At 44.1% G+C, this 16,619-nt stretch carries 11 protein-coding genes; 9 read left to right on the plus strand and 2 right to left on the minus strand.

The window, feature by feature from the left end:
* The first annotated feature begins 39 nt into the window (after window positions 1–39).
* Window positions 40–1,875 carry an outer membrane assembly protein AsmA gene (gene asmA, locus ACNT1W_RS09970; RefSeq protein WP_419246718.1) on the plus strand — a complete coding sequence of 612 codons (1,836 nt, stop codon included), beginning with the start codon at window positions 40–42 and terminating at the stop codon, window positions 1,873–1,875.
* 47 nt (window positions 1,876–1,922) lie between these two features.
* On the opposite strand, the gene ACNT1W_RS09975 is transcribed toward asmA, so the two are convergent.
* Entirely contained in the window at window positions 1,923–3,698 is a 1,776-nt protein-coding gene (locus ACNT1W_RS09975; protein ID WP_419246719.1) for a hypothetical protein, read from the minus strand.
* Between the two features lie 588 nt (window positions 3,699–4,286).
* Here ACNT1W_RS09975 and dcuC point away from each other — a divergent pair.
* Window positions 4,287–5,645 carry an anaerobic C4-dicarboxylate transporter DcuC gene (dcuC, locus tag ACNT1W_RS09980; protein WP_012006012.1) on the plus strand — a complete coding sequence of 453 codons (1,359 nt, stop codon included), beginning with the start codon at window positions 4,287–4,289 and terminating at the stop codon, window positions 5,643–5,645.
* Window positions 5,646–5,673: 28 nt separating this feature from the next.
* Here the strand turns inward: dcuC and ACNT1W_RS09985 are convergent, their stop codons facing one another.
* Complete coding sequence (locus ACNT1W_RS09985) at window positions 5,674–7,260, minus strand: TerC family protein (RefSeq protein ID WP_112362374.1); 1,587 nt, start codon at window positions 7,258–7,260, stop codon at window positions 5,674–5,676.
* A gap of 660 nt (window positions 7,261–7,920) precedes the next feature.
* On the opposite strand from ACNT1W_RS09985, the gene galU reads away from it, so the two are divergent.
* From galU to ACNT1W_RS10020, 7 genes are all read left to right on the plus strand, one after another.
* A complete protein-coding gene (gene galU / locus ACNT1W_RS09990) occupies window positions 7,921–8,820 on the plus strand; it encodes a UTP--glucose-1-phosphate uridylyltransferase GalU (RefSeq protein WP_419246720.1) in 900 nt (299 codons plus the stop codon).
* A gap of 45 nt (window positions 8,821–8,865) precedes the next feature.
* Window positions 8,866–9,759, plus strand: coding sequence for a UTP--glucose-1-phosphate uridylyltransferase (locus ACNT1W_RS09995; protein WP_419246721.1), 894 nt, complete (start codon window positions 8,866–8,868; stop codon window positions 9,757–9,759).
* A gap of 320 nt (window positions 9,760–10,079) precedes the next feature.
* A complete protein-coding gene (locus ACNT1W_RS10000; RefSeq protein ID WP_115059406.1) occupies window positions 10,080–11,213 on the plus strand; it encodes a polysaccharide export protein in 1,134 nt (377 codons plus the stop codon).
* Window positions 11,214–11,225: 12 nt separating this feature from the next.
* Window positions 11,226–11,660, plus strand: coding sequence for a protein tyrosine phosphatase (locus ACNT1W_RS10005; protein ID WP_419246722.1), 435 nt, complete (start codon window positions 11,226–11,228; stop codon window positions 11,658–11,660).
* A gap of 12 nt (window positions 11,661–11,672) precedes the next feature.
* Window positions 11,673–13,847 (plus strand): tyrosine-protein kinase Wzc, encoded by a 2,175-nt coding sequence (gene wzc, locus ACNT1W_RS10010; protein WP_419246723.1) that lies wholly within the window; start codon window positions 11,673–11,675, stop codon window positions 13,845–13,847.
* Window positions 13,848–13,956: 109 nt separating this feature from the next.
* A complete protein-coding gene (locus tag ACNT1W_RS10015) occupies window positions 13,957–15,117 on the plus strand; it encodes a glycosyltransferase family 4 protein (protein WP_419246724.1) in 1,161 nt (386 codons plus the stop codon).
* A 150-nt stretch (window positions 15,118–15,267) separates the two neighbouring features.
* Entirely contained in the window at window positions 15,268–16,431 is a 1,164-nt protein-coding gene (locus ACNT1W_RS10020) for a hypothetical protein (RefSeq protein ID WP_419246725.1), read from the plus strand.
* Window positions 16,432–16,619: the final 188 nt, after the last annotated feature.

Genomic DNA, 16,619 nt, shown 5'->3' on the forward strand with positions numbered 1-16,619 from the left:
CAGGAAGCACGGTCGGTGTGGCGCTGACAAGAGGATGGCATGAGAAGATTACTGACGACTTTGGTGATTTTACTGGTGGTGCTGGTGGCGGGGATGTCTGCGCTGGTACTGTTGGTTAATCCGAATGATTTTCGCGCCTATATGGTCACGAAGGTCGAACAAAAGAGTGGTTATCATCTGACGCTGGATGGTGACTTGCGTTGGCATATCTGGCCACAGCTCAGCATTCTGGCCGGTCGTATGACGCTGACTGCACCTGGGGCCAAAGCGCCGGTGGTGAGTGCGGATAACATGCGACTTGATGTCAAACTGCTGCCGCTGTTGTCGCATCAGCTGTTTGTTAAACAGGTGATGCTGAAAAACGCCGTCATCCGCCTTACCCCCGACAGTGAAGAACAAAATCAACCGGACGCACCTATCGCGCCTGCGGGCCATGCCGAAGAGTCGGTAGATACGCCGTGGAAATTTGATATCGATAATCTGCGGGTAGTGGACAGCCTGTTGATCTGGCAACGTGCCAATAACGAACAGATCAACGTCCGCGATATTAATCTCACCCTGCAACAAAATGCCAAACGCCAGGCGCAAATGGAGCTTTCCAGCCGGGTTAACCGCAATCAGCGCGATTTGACCTTCAACCTGGCCGCAGATATCGATCTGCAGCAATATCCGCGGCGCATAGCAGCCAATGTCACCCAATTCAGTTACCAACTGGAGGGGGCTGACATACTTGCCGGTGGCATTAAAGGTGACGGCAGCACTAAAGTGGTATATCAACAAACGCCGCAGCAACTTGCATTAAGCCAACTGAGCCTGGGGGTCAATGACAGCACCTTTAGCGGTGATGCCAGTATCCAGTTCGGTGAGATACCGGCCTATACGCTTAATTTGACGTCTGCTGCGGTGAATTTTGATGCGTTTAGCGGCTGGCAGTCCAGTAGTTCGCAAGTATCGCAAGTACAGAACGTCACCTCTTCGCCGGTCATTGCCAGTCAAATGGATGACCCGCAGCAAAATCTTGAGGTGCTGCGCGAGTTTAACGCACAGCTCAATTTGAGCGTGGATCAACTGACCTACCGCGGTATGAATATTTCCCACCTTTCGACACAAGCGGAAAACCGCCAGGGGCTGTTAACGCTGCACTCGTTCTCAGGGCAGGTAGCCGGTGGTGATTTCGCTTTACCAGGCACCCTGGACGCGCGTGGCCGCAGACCGGTGATTACCGTGCAGCCGCTAGTGAAGCAGGTTGAACTTGGTACCGTTCTGAAAGCGTTCGATATGCCGCAAGTCATGACCGGGAAATTCAGCATGCAAGGGGATTTAACCGGCGATCGTCTGACGTCACAGTCGTTTGAACGGCGCTGGCAGGGCACTGCCCAGTTGGCGATGCAGGACGCGCAGTTGCACGGTCTGAACATTCAGCAGTTGATTCAGCAGGCTGTGGCGCGTAATGACAGTAGCGTGCGTGGACAGGATGATTACCAGCGTTATACCGAAGTGAAACAACTGTCGGCTAAAGCCAGCCTGAACCAGGGTACGGTAAAAATCACCGAGTTGGGTGCAGATTCTCCGTTGTTAAAACTGAGCGGCAATGGGACGGTAGATATGCCGGGCAAACAGTGCGATATGCAACTTAACGTTCGCGTAACCGGCGGTTGGAAAGGGCGCGACGATCTGATTGAGCAACTGCAGAAAACGCCAATCCCGCTGCGAGTTTATGGCCCATGGAACCAGCTCAACTACCAGTTGCAGGTCGATCAAATCTTACGTAAAACGCTGCAGAACCGGGCAAAGGATGCGCTGAACAAGTGGGCCGATAAAAACAAGGATTCGCGCGAAGGCCAGGATCTTAAAAAACTGCTCGATAAGCTTTAATCTTAATATTAGGGGGCTGTGCCCCCTAATATTAAGTGCATGGGTTATTAATCAGATATTTTCCCATAGCCTTTCCATACTCCAGGGTTTCCTGCTTCTACACACCGCCAACCGTCCCAGCCGCCTGCTGAAGGTGAATTGTTGATAACACGATCACCCTGATTGAAATCACCAGATACCGGGGCCGAATCGCCATAAATAATTCTTACGTTGCTCGGTATTGAGATTCTTTGTTCCATTGAAATATCTTCATTACCTATTACATTGTTGGAATGATAAATGCCATTAATGCAATTAAAGATCATGTTTCCTAAAACAGTGCTATTAATGAAGGAATGAGCTAGTTTTTTGTCATTCTTGCTATCTTTAAACTGTACATCTTTTGCAACCGTCACACCATCAATATGAACACCCAGAGCAGGAGGAACAGTGCCACTTACCGTCAGTGAATCTATCGCACCGCCAAACCATCTGGTAGAACCCGCTGTTTTACTTAATACGACATCTGTTGCGATTACATTCGAGAATTGATGATTTCCACTATACGCTGAAATTTTTATTTTCCTAACATTACAATTTGATAAGGCTAATGTCCCTTTCTTTCCTTCTGCTGAGGTAGATATATCTCCACCTAAGGAACGCCCACCTGTAACTGTTGTTATCCCATAACCCTTGATCAGAATAGCATTTCTGAATCTGGAACCGGCATGCTCTGATATTTGAATATCAGCACTGCCTACTTCAATAAAATCTCGTTGCCACCATTGTTTCTTTTTACGCACTTCAGCATGGGTTTGATTGAACATAATTCCAATACCACTATCCACACGTACGTAGGGGCTGCATTTATTATTTTCAATCTGACAATTATTAAATCTTATCATATTGCAAGCATCATTTTTTATTGTACTTGTAAGTAGTAATGCAGGATGAGTAGTTTGGGTGTTATCAGATATGTCACCTTTAGAATAACCGCCATCTTGAATATTAGTTGCTTCAAAAACAGAATCTTGTACTTTATCTAACCAAAGGTTGCAACCATAGAAAGAATATATTTGCAAATTATTGGTGTAAACGTAGGCTACATTAGTAATTCGCAATGCGCTCAATGTAAAGTTACTTCCATCAAAAGAGATATTCTCTATTCTTAATCCCCAGCTAAATTCTCTTTCTGGATTATATTCAATAAGTATAACGTTAGGATCCTTCGGATCTTCACTAGGTCTAATAATGCAGTTCCTAGTATTACTTCCTCGAATTACTCCAGCCCAGTTTCCAGGTATTTTAATTATCCCGGGCTTTAAGTAAGTCATAGCACTTGGAAAGACTAACTCTACTCTATAGTTGTTTACCATGGACTCCTGGAGAATGTTTGCATTCAACTCCCCATACTGAGCTGAACCGGTTCTTACTCCGAGCCATTCAATTGGCCAAATATTTGTAGACACTGAATCAACACGAACCCAAACCCAATTTTTGTCTACACGGATTATTATTCCACTTTTTTCTTGTAAATCGTGAGATTGCACCGCATAAAATTCGCCGCCACCAGTGGATCTAAATTTGTCCATGGTGTAGAAACTAATAACATCTATCTTTTGACCTGCGAATTGTGGGGTTATCTTACGTAAGTTATCTATGTCTGGACAGCGTCCAATATATTTCGCACCATCATAACCAGAGAGTTTAGAAGACAAAACAGTTAAGCTGTTACTGGCGGAAAGGTCTTTTTCAGCATTTACAGGAGCTATGCTGTTAACATTCTGAGCTGCGTATGCCTTACCCACCAAAATTCCAGATGTTCCAGCAATAATAGTTTTCACAAGATTTCGTCTATTCATAAATACCTCTGTAGTATAGAGTGAGAAGGGATTTATATTAATAATAACATCTCATGCATAGCTGTAAAATTTAAGTTGTTAGTAGTGGTGTCATTCTGTTATCTGATTGTTATGGTTGATGCTCATCACGGATGACTTTTTGCAGTGGCGGCGTTAAATTAAAGATGTTGTTTTTATGTTAATGTCAATGGTGAGTGCTTGTAATCAGATATATCTTATGTGCGGGGTTTTAGCCATTGACTTCAATTAACAATGTTAATCAAGTATTGCTTATTTATTCGCATTCTCAATAGGCTCGAAGCCAGTCTGTGTGGATGTTAATTAAAAGCGAGATTGGTGTTGAGCGTTATACCATACAAGGCACAAAGGGCAGAATATCGAAAAGCTGCTCAATCGATGGTCTGCAATGGCGGCAAAAACACTTGAAAATGTTTCTCTTACTCAATAATTTCCTCCCGTAACTTTGACGGATATCATGACGTCTGTGCCTGAGTTTGTGCAGAGTGTGCGCAGTTAAGCGATTTATACGCTTTGGTACGGTCAAAAACGAAAATGATAAGTTGAGGGAATATGATAGAGCTTCTGATCGGGGCAGTCGTCGCGGCAGGCGTTGGCCGTTATATCATTAAAGGTTACTCCGCCACTGGCGTATTGATGGTAGGTGGCCTGTTACTGTTGGCCATCAGTGCCCTGATGGGCAAAAGTTTGTTGCCTGCCAGCGCCACATCTACCGGCTGGCGCGCGACCGACATCATTGAATACGTCAAAATTCTGCTGATGAGCCGTGGTGGCGATCTTGGCATGATGATTATGATGCTGTGCGGATTTGCGGCCTATATGACGCACATTGGCGCCAATGATGTGGTGGTCAAGCTGGCATCCCGTCCGCTGCAAATGATCAATTCCCCCTACCTTTTGATGGTGGCGGCCTATTTTGTTGCCTGTCTGATGTCACTGGCAGTCTCGTCTGCCACTGGTCTGGGCGTATTGCTGATGGCTACGCTCTTCCCGCTGATGGTCAACGTGGGTATCAGCCGTGGTGCGGCAGCGGCGATTTGTGCTTCACCCGCGGCGATTATTCTGGCACCAACCTCGGGTGACGTGGTGCTGGCCGCCAAGGCGGCGGAAATGCCATTGGTTGATTTCGCCTTTAAAACTACTTTACCCATCTCGATTGCGGCGATTGTCTGCATGGCGGTTGCGCATTTCTTTTGGCAGCGTTACCTCGACAAGAAGGCCAATGAACAGCATCACATTATGGATGTGAGCGAAATCACCACTCATGCGCCGGGGTTCTACGCGGTGCTGCCGTTTACCCCGATCCTTGGCGTGCTGGTGTTTGATGGGAAATGGGGACCGGAACTGCATATTATCACCGTGTTGGTTGGCTGTATGTTGCTGGCGGCGGTAATTGAATTCCTGCGCAGCTTCAGCGCCAAACAGGTATTTACCGGTCTGGAAGTCGCTTATCGCGGTATGGCGGATGCTTTTGCCAGCGTAGTGATGCTGCTGGTAGCTGCTGGCGTGTTCGCCCAGGGGCTGAGCACCGTCGGGTTTATCAGCGGGCTGATCAGCCTGGCGCAGTCATTCGGTACCGGCGGCATCATCATGATGCTGGTGCTGGTGGTGATTACCATGCTGGCGGCGATGACCACCGGTTCAGGCAACGCTCCGTTCTATGCTTTCGTAGAGCTGATTCCCAAACTGGCGGCGCAGATGGGGGTTAATCCGGCTTATCTGGTGATCCCGATGCTGCAGGCTTCGAATCTGGGACGCACTCTGTCACCGGTTTCCGGGGTGGTGGTGGCGGTATCCGGCATGGCAAAAATCTCGCCGTTCGAAGTGGTGAAACGCACTTCGGTACCGGTGATTGTTGGGTTGATCGTGGTGATTGTGGCGACGGAGTTACTGGTTCCCCAGCATTTGTGATAGCGGCCGGGCGATGCCCGGCCCCGGTTTAAACCTCGTAGTCTGGTTCTGGTACCAACAACGGGGTGATTTTTACCTTCAAAATGCGGTGGCTACTGACTTCCAGCGGTTCAAACAGGTAGTCACCGATCCGCAATTGCTCGCCTTCCTGGGGAATGCGCTGGCTGTGTTCCATCAGCAGGCCGGCCAACGTGTGGTATTCACGCTTATCTTCCAGCGGTAATGGCAGATACAACACCAGATCCTCCAGCGGCATGTAACCGTTGGCGGTCCAGCTTCCGTCATCATTTTGCACAATGTCATGCCGGGCATCGACTTCCTCTCCGGCTTCCGGCAGGTTGCCTGCAATGGTTTCCATCACATCAGTCAGCGTGACTATCCCTTCAACCGAGCCGAATTCGTCTACGACAAAGGCAAAATGCGTCTGCGCCTGACGAAATTGTTCAAGGGCGCTCAGCAGGGTCAACTGCTCGGGGAAAATCAGTGGTTGCAGCACCAAGGCACGTAAATCCAGTGGTGCCTGGGTTAACTGTTGCTTCAGCACGTCAATGGTATGAATGACACCGAGGGGTTCATCGCTGGCGCTGTCTTCTACCACAACAATGCGCGTATGCTGATTTTTTTCCAGCAATTGGGTCAGCTTTTCCTGCGGATCATTCAACTCGAGATATTCCACGTCATGGCGGGAGGTCATGATGCTGCTTACCGTACGCTGCGCCATACCCAGTACGCGCTCTATCATATGCCGTTCTTGCTGGTTGAAAATTTCGCCGCTTTCATTGCCGCTATCGGCCAACAGGTTGGCCGATTGGTTGTCGATCTCCGCTTCTTCGTGCTTGCCGCTCAACATGCGCAGCACGGCCTCTGCGGTACGTTCGCGCAGGGGACGTGCTGTCGAGAGGAAACGGCGACGGTTGAACTGCGACAGTTGGTTCAAGGCTTCAATCATCACTGAGAAACCAATGGCGGCGTACAGATAACCTTTCGGAATGTGGTAGCCAAAGCCTTCGGCAACCAGACTGAAACCGATCATCAGCAGGAAGCTCAGACACAGGATGACAATCGTCGGATGGGCGTTGACGAAACGCGTCAGCGGTTTGCTGGCCAGTAACATCAGTCCGATAGCGATACACACCGCAAGCATCATGACTGCCAGGTGATCGACCATGCCGACGGCGGTGATCACCGAGTCGAGCGAGAAGACCGCATCCAGCACCACGATTTGTGCCACCACTGGCCAGAAGCGGGCGCCTTTGCGCTGGCCCTGTTGCTCTTCATCTTTACCCTCGAGTCGCTCGTTGAGCTCCATGGTGGCTTTGAACAGCAGGAAAATGCCCCCAACCAGCATTATCAGATCGCGACCGCTGAAGGGATGTCCGCCGGCAAAAAACAACGGTTGAGTCAGTGTCGCCAACCATGAGATGGAGGCCAACAGCGCCAGGCGCATCAGCAACGCCAGCATTAAACCTACAATGCGGGCTTTATCTCTTTGATGCTTCGGTAATTTTTCCGCCAGGATGGCGATAAAGATAAGGTTGTCTATACCCAGAACGATTTCCAGCACGACCAGAGTGGCCAGGCCGGCCCAAATTGTTGGATCTGCGATCCATTCCATACGCCCAATTTCACCTGTAAGTTCGACGGCTTATGCCGCCAGTGAATGATGGGTGTTGCACCGGGAAAATTCAACTTTAAAACCGGGAGAGTTGCCTGCTAAATGAAAAAGCCAAGCAAGAATAATGCATAAAAATTCGACTCTCCAGCAGGCGTTCAAAATGTGACACCAGGAGAAATGGGGGTTTTTCTGAACATGGAGGCAGTTTCTGGAGTATGGGTTTAGACGCCTGTTGATAAAAACAGCGTAAATATAATTTTTAAAAATCAAATCGTTATAGATTCTTGCTGCTGCTACACTTTGTTCAGTTCACCCCTGTGGGTAGTCTTATTCTGAAAAGGGTACTTAATAGGTATCTTGGGCTTGTATCGATAAGGCAATAGTATAAGAATCTTAGCCATATAAACATTTACAAGTATCATCGTTTGGTTATAAGGACGTATTTATTTTGTTTTATTTGTGATCTAACTATCGCTTAGCAAAAGAGTACGTCCCTCGATATACATTAAAACGTGACTGAACCTGGTCGCCTATAGAGAACGATGACAGTACATTGGTAGCTGAAAGCCAAGGGCGGTAGCGTGTCTCAACTACCCCGTTTCCGACTTCATGAGCGACTTGGTTCAGCTACGTAATAATTATTGAATGTGGATGAAAAACATGCAAAAAACATTGAAGGCTGTCATTCCCGTAGCAGGTCTGGGAACCCGTATGTTGCCAGCGACAAAAGCCATCCCTAAAGAAATGCTGCCGGTGGTCGATAAACCACTGATTCAGTACATTGTGAATGAGTGTGTGGCGGCTGGGATCAAAGATATTGTGTTGGTCACCCACTCCTCCAAAAATGCGATCGAAAACCACTTCGATACCTCGTTTGAGCTTGAAGCCGTTTTGGAATCGCGCGTTAAGCGTCAGTTACTGGAAGAAGTACAGACTATCTGCCCGGCAGATGTGACAGTAATGCAAGTACGCCAGGGACAAGCTAAAGGTCTGGGGCACGCGGTTCTGTGCGCTAAACCAATGGTCGGCGATGATCCTTTTGTTGTGTTGTTACCCGATGTGTTGCTGGATGACTCAACTGCCGATCTGCGTAAAGAAAACCTGGCTAAAATGATTCAACGTTTCACTGATACAGGTTTTAGCCAGATCATGGTGGAACCGGTACCGGAACAGGATGTTTCGAAATACGGCGTCGTTGATTGTGGTGGTGCGGCGTTGTCAGCAGGTGAGAGTACCCCGATGACCGCCGTGGTGGAAAAACCGGCGCTGGAAGATGCACCTTCAAATCTGGCGGTAGTGGGCCGTTATGTTTTGTCTGCGGATATTTGGCCGCTGCTGGAAAAAACCTTACCGGGTGCCGGCGATGAAATCCAGTTGACCGATGCCATTGCTGCCTTGATGGGGCAGGAAACCGTAGAGGCTTTTCATATGAGCGGAAAATCGCATGACTGCGGCGATAAGTTGGGCTATATGAAGGCATTCGTACAATACGGACTGCGTCACGCCTCCGAAGGCAAAGATTTTACCCAGTGGCTAAAACAAACGCTGAACAGCAAGTAAGAGTTACGGCTGAGAAGACGATCATAAGATATCAAGAGGATTACCATGACCAAGTTAAAAGCTGTCATTCCCGTTGCAGGTCTGGGTATGCGTATGCTGCCGGCAACCAAGGCTATTCCAAAGGAAATGCTACCGATCGTTGATAAGCCGTTGATTCAATATATAGTTAATGAATGTGTTGCTGCCGGGATAAAAGAGATTATCCTGGTGACGCATTCATCCAAGAACGCGATCGAAAACCATTTTGATACCTCCTTTGAGCTGGAAGCGATGCTCGAAGCGCGCGTTAAGCGCCAGTTGCTTGATGAAGTGCAGTCGATTACGCCAAAAGGCGTAACGCTAATGCATATTCGTCAGGGGCAGCCAAAAGGCTTGGGGCATGCGGTGCTTTGTGCCAAGCCGCTGGTAGGGGACTCACCTTTTGTAGTTCTGTTGCCGGATGTCTTGCTTGACGACGCCAAAGCCGACCTGAAGAAAGACAACCTGCCGCATATGATTAGTCGCTTTGAACAGACGGGTTTGAGCCAGGTGCTGGTTCAGGCTGCGGATGAGCATGTTTTACACGACTACTCGGTGGTTGAGTGTGAAGCCAACAAGCTGCAGCCTGGTGAAAGCTCGCGTATGACTTCGATCATAGAAAAACCGGGCCATGAAGTTCCGTTGAAGTCTAATTATTCTGCTGTAGGGCGCTATGTTCTCTCTGCCGATATTTGGCCGATTTTAGAAAAAACCGAGCCGGGCGTATGGGGACGTATTCAACTGACAGATGCCATTGCCGAGTTGTTGAGACACCAACCGGTTGAAGCGACAGAGCTTGTGGGAGAATCGTTCAATTGTGGCGAAAAAATGGGTTATCTGCGGGCATTTGTCACCTATGGCTTGCGCCACCCTACACAGGGTAAAGCATTTCGTGAGTGGGTTGAGCAACTGTCATTGTAATCATTAAAAATATTCAAATAGTTATAATTACTTTTACAATGATGAGTTAGCCGACCAAGAGGGTTGTTTAACTCATTTTTTTAGGCAAAATTGTACATAGAGAACCATACTCTTTTGCTGGGCACTCATGCCATAATGCGGACAACTTTTTTATCATAGCAAACCAAAATTCAACGCTCGCTCAATGAAAGCGTTTTACTTAATGTGTATAAATTCAAGATTCACCCAACAACCATTTTGCTGAGTGCCGCAGTACGCGCCACGGTTGGCCGGGGACTTAGCGCTGCAAACATTTTTACTTTGAAAGTGATGATAATTCGATGGCAAAAAAACAATGGAAACTGATACCTTTACTGGTATCGATAAGTGTGATTAGTGGTTGCACAATCATCCCCGGTACCCATCTTTCAACCAGTGGAAAAGATGTTGTTAAACAAGAGGATGGTGATTTTGATATCGACAGGTTGGTGAACGTCTATCCAATGACTCCTAGCCTGATAGATAAAATGCGGCCTAAGCCTGTCGTAGCTCAGCCTAACAGTGCATTGGAGCGTGAGCTGCAGAATTATGAGTACCGTATTGGTGTAGGCGATGTTCTGATGGTGACCGTGTGGGATCATCCAGAATTAACTACACCTGCCGGCCAATACCGCAGTGCAAGTGATACCGGTAACTGGGTTAATTCTGACGGTACCATATTCTATCCTTATATTGGTAAGGTCAAAGTTGCTGGTAAAACGGTTGTTCAAGTTAGAAATGAAATCTCATCTCGGCTATCCCAATACATCGAAAGCCCTCAAGTTGATGTTAGTATTGCGGCATTCCGCTCTCAGAAGACGTATATCACTGGTGAAGTTTCTAAATCAGGGCAGCAAGCCATTACCAATGTACCTCTGACTGTGATGGATGCCATCAACGTGGCAGGCGGTTTGGCTGAGAATGCGGATTGGCGCAATGTGGTACTGACTCATAATGGTAAAGAACAGCGCATTTCTCTACAGGCTTTAATGCAAAAAGGCGATTTGACGCAAAATCATCTTCTTTATCCTGGTGATATTTTGTACGTTCCCCGCAATGATGACTTAAAAGTTTTTGTCATGGGTGAAGTTAAAACGCCGGCAACGTTAAAAATGGACAGAAGTGGTATGACTTTGACGGAAGCCTTAGGTAACTCTGAGGGTATTAGCCAGTCCTCTGCAGATGCGACAGGTGTATTTGTAATTCGTCCATTACACGGTACCGAAGGAAACAAACTGGCGAACATATACCAGTTGAACATGGCGGATGCGACTGCGATGGTAATGGGGGCTGAGTTTCACTTGCAGCCATATGACATCGTCTATGTGACAGCTGCGCCGGTAGCCCGCTGGAATCGTTTGATTAGTCAGTTAGCGCCGACTATTTCTAGCTTTAATGACCTCAGCGAAGGGACATTGCGAATTCGTAATTGGTAGTAGGAATAGAGTATGTTTGAGTCAATTTTGGTGGTTTGTGTAGGTAATATCTGCCGCTCTCCTACAGGGGAGCGGCTATTGAAAAGCTATATTCCCAATAAGAGAATAGACTCTGCAGGCATTGGGGCTCTTGTTGGTCAGGCTGCGGATGAAATGGCGCAACACGTAGCGAGTAGTCATTCACTATCTCTGGAGGGGCATGTTGCGAAACAGCTTACAAAAGAAATGTGCCGTGAGTTTTCACTCATCCTGGTGATGGAAAAGGGGCATATCGATGCCGTTTGCAGGCTTGCTCCTGAGGTCAGAGGAAAAACAATGCTTTTTGCTCACTGGCTAAACCAGCAAGATGTGCCCGATCCCTATAGGAAAAGCCAAGAGTCGTTTGAGTTTGTATATAAATTACTTGCTGAGTCTGCCCAAAAGTGGTCACAAGCGCTAAACCGATAATTAGAGATGACAATGATTGAAAATAGAAAAAACACTACTGCAATTAGCAGTAAAAATGATGATATAGATATCGGTCATTTATTAGGTTCACTTGTCGATCATCGCTGGTTACTGATAGGAATAACCTCTCTATTTGCTGTGATTGGTATTGTGTATTCATTATTTTCAACGCCAGTTTATGAATCGGATGCATTGGTTCAAGTTGAGAAAAATGCGGGGAGTTCCATTCTATCTAACTTATCTGAGTCGTTATCGGCTGGGGATAACGGGTCGATTGCTGAAATAGAATTGATCCAATCGCGTATGGTGGTTGGGAAAACAGTCAGTGACCTAAATTTAGATAGTGTGGTTGAGCAAAATTATTTCCCAATATTCGGAAGAGGTTGGGCTCGATTAAATGGCGATGCGCCGGCTGAGCTGGCATTATCGCGTTTTAGCGTACCTGATTATTTGCAAGGCGAGCCTTTATTATTAACTGTACTTGATGAAAAAAATTACACTTTAAGTTACGATGGTAAAGAAATTTTAAAAGGCCAAGTTGGTACTTTAGCGTCAAACAATGACGTTACGCTGTTAGTGAGTGATTTTAAAGGGATTCCTGGAACAGATTTCACATTGGTTAAAAGTCCTTTCCTTGGTGCAATTAATCAAGTGCTTAAAAACTTAGCTGTGGTTGATAAGGGGAAAGATACTGGGGTATTAAATCTGAGCTATTCCGGTGAAGATCCAAAGTTAGTGCGAAAAACATTGGATAGTATCAGTAATAACTATTTATTGCAGAATGTGGAACGAAAGTCTGAAGAAGCAGCAAAAAGCTTAATGTTCCTGAAGGAACAGCTTCCGAGCGTTCGTGGTTCATTGGATGAGGCCGAAAATAAACTGAATCTATTCAGGCAACAGAATGATTCTGTAGACCTTTCTTTGGAAGCAAAATCTGTCCTTGATACGATGGTTGCTACGGAAACTCAGCTTAATGAGTTAACTTTTCGTGAGGCGGAAATATCAAAACTTTATACAAAAGAACATCCAGCATATCGTGCTCTTTTAGAAAAGAGAAAAACGCTTGAACAAGAAAAAAATAAACTGAACAAACGTGTCAGCACAATGCCTAAAACTCAACAGGAAATTATTAGACTGACACGGGATGTTGATGCAGGCAAAGAAATTTATATGCAATTGCTGAATAAGCAGCAAGAGCTCAGTATTACCAAGGCCAGCACTGTTGGCAATGTACGTATTATTGACCCGGCAATAACTCAACCAAAACCGGTTAAACCAAGAAAGGCACTGGTTATATTACTAGCAACTATTTTAGGAGCTATGATTTCGGTGACAATTGTTCTGGTGAAAACCATGATGCATAAAGGCATTGAAACCCCCGATGAGTTAGAACAACAAGGGATCAATGTTTATGCGAGTATTCCACTATCTGAGTGGCAACAGAAGATCGATAGGGAAAGTATTCTCCGCACAAAAAGGAAGTCTAATACAGATTCAACTTCACTTTTGGCGACCAGTAACCCAACAGATCTTGCGATAGAGGCGGTACGTAGTTTGCGTACAAGTTTGCATTTTGCAATGCTTGAAGCCAAAAACAATGTTTTGATGATATCTGGCGCAAGTCCTAACATTGGTAAAACTTTTGTCAGTACCAACCTCGCTGTAGTTATTGCTCAGTCGAATAAAAAAGTGCTTATTATCGATGCGGATATGCGTAAAGGGTATTCTCACAAACTACTGGGCACTGGCTGGGAAAATGGTTTATCGGATATCTTATCTATGCAAACACAGCTGGATAAGGCAGTTAGAAAGACGTCTGTGCCAGATATGGATTTCATTCCTCGTGGCCAAATTCCGCCAAATCCATCGGAATTGTTAATGAGTTCTCGTTTTAATGAGCTTATTGATTGGGCGAGTAATAATTACGATTTAGTGCTGATAGATACACCTCCAATATTAGCGGTTACTGATGCAGCCATTATTGGCAATCATGCAGGAACATCTTTGATGATTGCACGTTTTGGTACGAATACTGTGAAAGAAATTGAAGTTAGTATTCGTCGATTTGAACAAAATGGCGTAGATATCAAAGGGATTATTCTTAACGCGGTAGAGAAAAGAGCGAGTAGTTATTATGGTGGCTATGGTTACTATCAATATGAGTATCGCTCTACAGAAAAAGCATAATTTTCATTCTTAATTCATCAGCCAATTACGATTCAGTAAGTGATTGGCTGATGAGTTTGCATTTATTATATCAAGTAGTAATAGGCTTGTTTTTATAGGGATTTTCCTTATGAAAGTGGTGGAAAATAAAATGAATATTATGTTGGTCAATACCATTTATTCACCATACAAAGTTGGTGGGGCAGAAGTCTCTGTTCAATTGCTTGCGGAAGAGCTGGAAAAAAAAGGGAATAATGTAACTGTACTAGCTCTGCATTATGAGAAACAAAGAAAAGTTTCGATAATAAATAATGTTACGGTTGTTTACCTTCCATTGAAAAATTTATATTGGCCATTCGATGGTAAGCAACACTCCAAAATAAAGAAACTATTTTGGCACATTATCGATAATTACAATCCTCTTATGGCGAGGAGTGTAGCTAATGAACTGGATAATTTCAAACCTGACGTAGTGCATACCAATAATATTTCTGGCTTCTCTGTGGCAATTTGGGGAAAAATTAAAAGCAGGGGAATAAAATTGATCCATACAAGCAGGGATTATTACCTTTTCCATCCCAACTCAACAATGTATGGAGAGAATGGAGACCTGGCAGTTGATAAACCGGCAGTCAAATTTTGGTCATTTGTTAAGAAGATAAAAAGTAAACATGTTGATGTTTATGTTGGAATAAGCGAGTTTATAAAAGACTTTCATGTTGAAAATGGATTTTTCTCGAGGGCGAAAAAAAAATACATTTATAATTCGGTTGATATCATCGAATTTGAAAAAAAAGAATCGCCTTCTTGTCGAGTTGGGTTCATCGGTCGCCTTACTAAGGATAAAGGGTTCGATGATTTTTGTTATTATGTGAGAGAGCTTAAAAAAAATAATTCTGATATAAAAGCCTTTGCAGCCGGTCGATTTAATAGTGGCAGTGATAGCCAGGAACTAAAGGCCCTTGCGGAAAATTGCTCAGTTAATTTACTTGGGTTTGTATCTTTGGATACTTTCCTTTCTTCGGTGGATGTTGTCGTATTGCCCGTAAAGTGGCGCGAACCTTTTGGGCGGGTTGTGGTGGAAAGTGTATTGGCAAAAAAAATAGTGCTTACTAACTCTGTAGGCGGTATTACCGAGTTAGCTAAAATATTACCTAACATTCACATTATCGATGATAATACTCCAATTGTATTAGATAAGTTAGTGTATAAGATGGTTGCTAATGAGGCCATTGCGATTTTTAATCCGGAAAAAATAGCAATAAAATATTTCGAGGCGTATACTATTTAAAATAACCTATTCCCATTAGGATATTTAACTAACGAAAAAACAAAGCATGTATGAATATTAATTGACATTAAATTATTTTATAAAAAATATTAAAATGGCATATATAACAGTAATATTCAGCATGGCAAGATCGGAAAAGGCACTTTTAATATGAATCAAACTCTGGAAATTGTCGAAGAGAGAGAACGGTCAGGTGTTATTCTTTCTATCTTGCGATGGGCTATTGCATTTTTTTTCATCGCGACACCATTCAATCCATATGTCAATGAGATGACTTTATATTTATGGATACCACTAGTTTTCCTCGATATACAGTTTATCTCTAAGCTAAAGAGAGTTAATCTAAGTATTTGCATATGCCTTTTTGCTTGGCTATCTCTTTGTGTTTTATTCGGCCGTATGGATCTTGCTGTAAAGTCATTTGTTTTAATTCTGGGCGTTTCTTATCTTGTTAAAATGGAACGTGCAATTTTAGATAAAGTTTATGCCTGTATGTTAATTTCTGCTGGATGGTGTATTCTTCAGTTTATTGTTTATCAGTTTGGGCAAAATTATTCTGCAATGATTGGTCCTAAAGCAATATCTACCTTTATTTGGGGACAGTACGCCACTAAAACATTTACTAATCAATATGAAGTTTTCTTTCTGCCGAGAATGTCTGGACTCTCTCGGGAAGCTGGTTTTTTTGTTTCTCTTTTAGTTATATCATTTATGATTAGGATTAGGGACCATAAACTCAATAAATTTGAATATTTAATATTTGGTCTTTCTTACTTATTTAGCCTATCTAAGGCGTCATTTTTTCTTGTTATATTTTGCATTTTGTATCCGATTAGAAAATTTATGGCGAAAGTACCAGTTATTTTCAGCATAGTATTATTTATTGTGTTGTGTGTGGCGGTTACACAATATTTAAATGTTGGTTCACCTTCATATTTTTATGAGTATGTGTCAATAGCTCATAGACTTTCAGCTCCCTATCTTATGTTGGATATGGAAATACCCAATTTTATTTATGGATGTAACTCCGATTATTCTTGTTTTAATAGTTACCAACCTATTATAGATTTTTTAAATGGTTTCGGGTTAAAGCCAAATGTTGGTTTAGCTGGAGTAGTCCTAGACTTAGGAATAGTTGGGCTAATTCTAATTGTTTTCTTTTTTGTTTTTTTAGGCTTGGACAGTTATGATGCGGCTATTTTAGTGTGCTTCACATCAACGGTAACATTCTTTACAATTGATAGCTTTGTTATTCTCACGTACTATTATGTTATCAGTAATAGAGGTCGTTTTTCATCTATGAGCAATAGGTGACCAAATGACTATGACGTGAAATATCTACGGTTCAATGATGAAAATATCTAATTAAACTTGAGGGTTTCCATGTGGAATTTTTACTCATGTCTGAAACCCACTTGATTAAAAAATCTAGTGCTTGGAGAATAATTATAATTTCATTCATAGTGAGCTATTTTATGATTTTCATAAAAATCTGAACCAGT

The organism is Serratia sp. NFX21, assembly GCF_048517035.1.
Classification (GTDB): Bacteria; Pseudomonadota; Gammaproteobacteria; order Enterobacterales; family Enterobacteriaceae; genus Serratia; species Serratia quinivorans.

Bases quoted from the DNA above. Each gene is read 5' to 3' on its own strand.
- ACNT1W_RS09985 (WP_112362374.1), bottom strand. From the start codon at position 7,260: ATGGAATGGATCGCAGATCCAACAATTTGGGCCGGCCTGGCCACTCTG.
- ACNT1W_RS10020 (WP_419246725.1), top strand. From the start codon at position 15,268: ATGAATCAAACTCTGGAAATTGTCGAAGAGAGAGAACGGTCAGGTGTT.
- asmA (WP_419246718.1), top strand. From the start codon at position 40: ATGAGAAGATTACTGACGACTTTGGTGATTTTACTGGTGGTGCTGGTG.
- ACNT1W_RS09995 (WP_419246721.1), top strand. From the start codon at position 8,866: ATGACCAAGTTAAAAGCTGTCATTCCCGTTGCAGGTCTGGGTATGCGT.
- ACNT1W_RS10000 (WP_115059406.1), top strand. From the start codon at position 10,080: ATGGCAAAAAAACAATGGAAACTGATACCTTTACTGGTATCGATAAGT.
- galU (WP_419246720.1), top strand. From the start codon at position 7,921: ATGCAAAAAACATTGAAGGCTGTCATTCCCGTAGCAGGTCTGGGAACC.
- ACNT1W_RS10015 (WP_419246724.1), top strand. From the start codon at position 13,957: ATGAAAGTGGTGGAAAATAAAATGAATATTATGTTGGTCAATACCATT.
- ACNT1W_RS10005 (WP_419246722.1), top strand. From the start codon at position 11,226: ATGTTTGAGTCAATTTTGGTGGTTTGTGTAGGTAATATCTGCCGCTCT.
- dcuC (WP_012006012.1), top strand. From the start codon at position 4,287: ATGATAGAGCTTCTGATCGGGGCAGTCGTCGCGGCAGGCGTTGGCCGT.
- wzc (WP_419246723.1), top strand. From the start codon at position 11,673: ATGATTGAAAATAGAAAAAACACTACTGCAATTAGCAGTAAAAATGAT.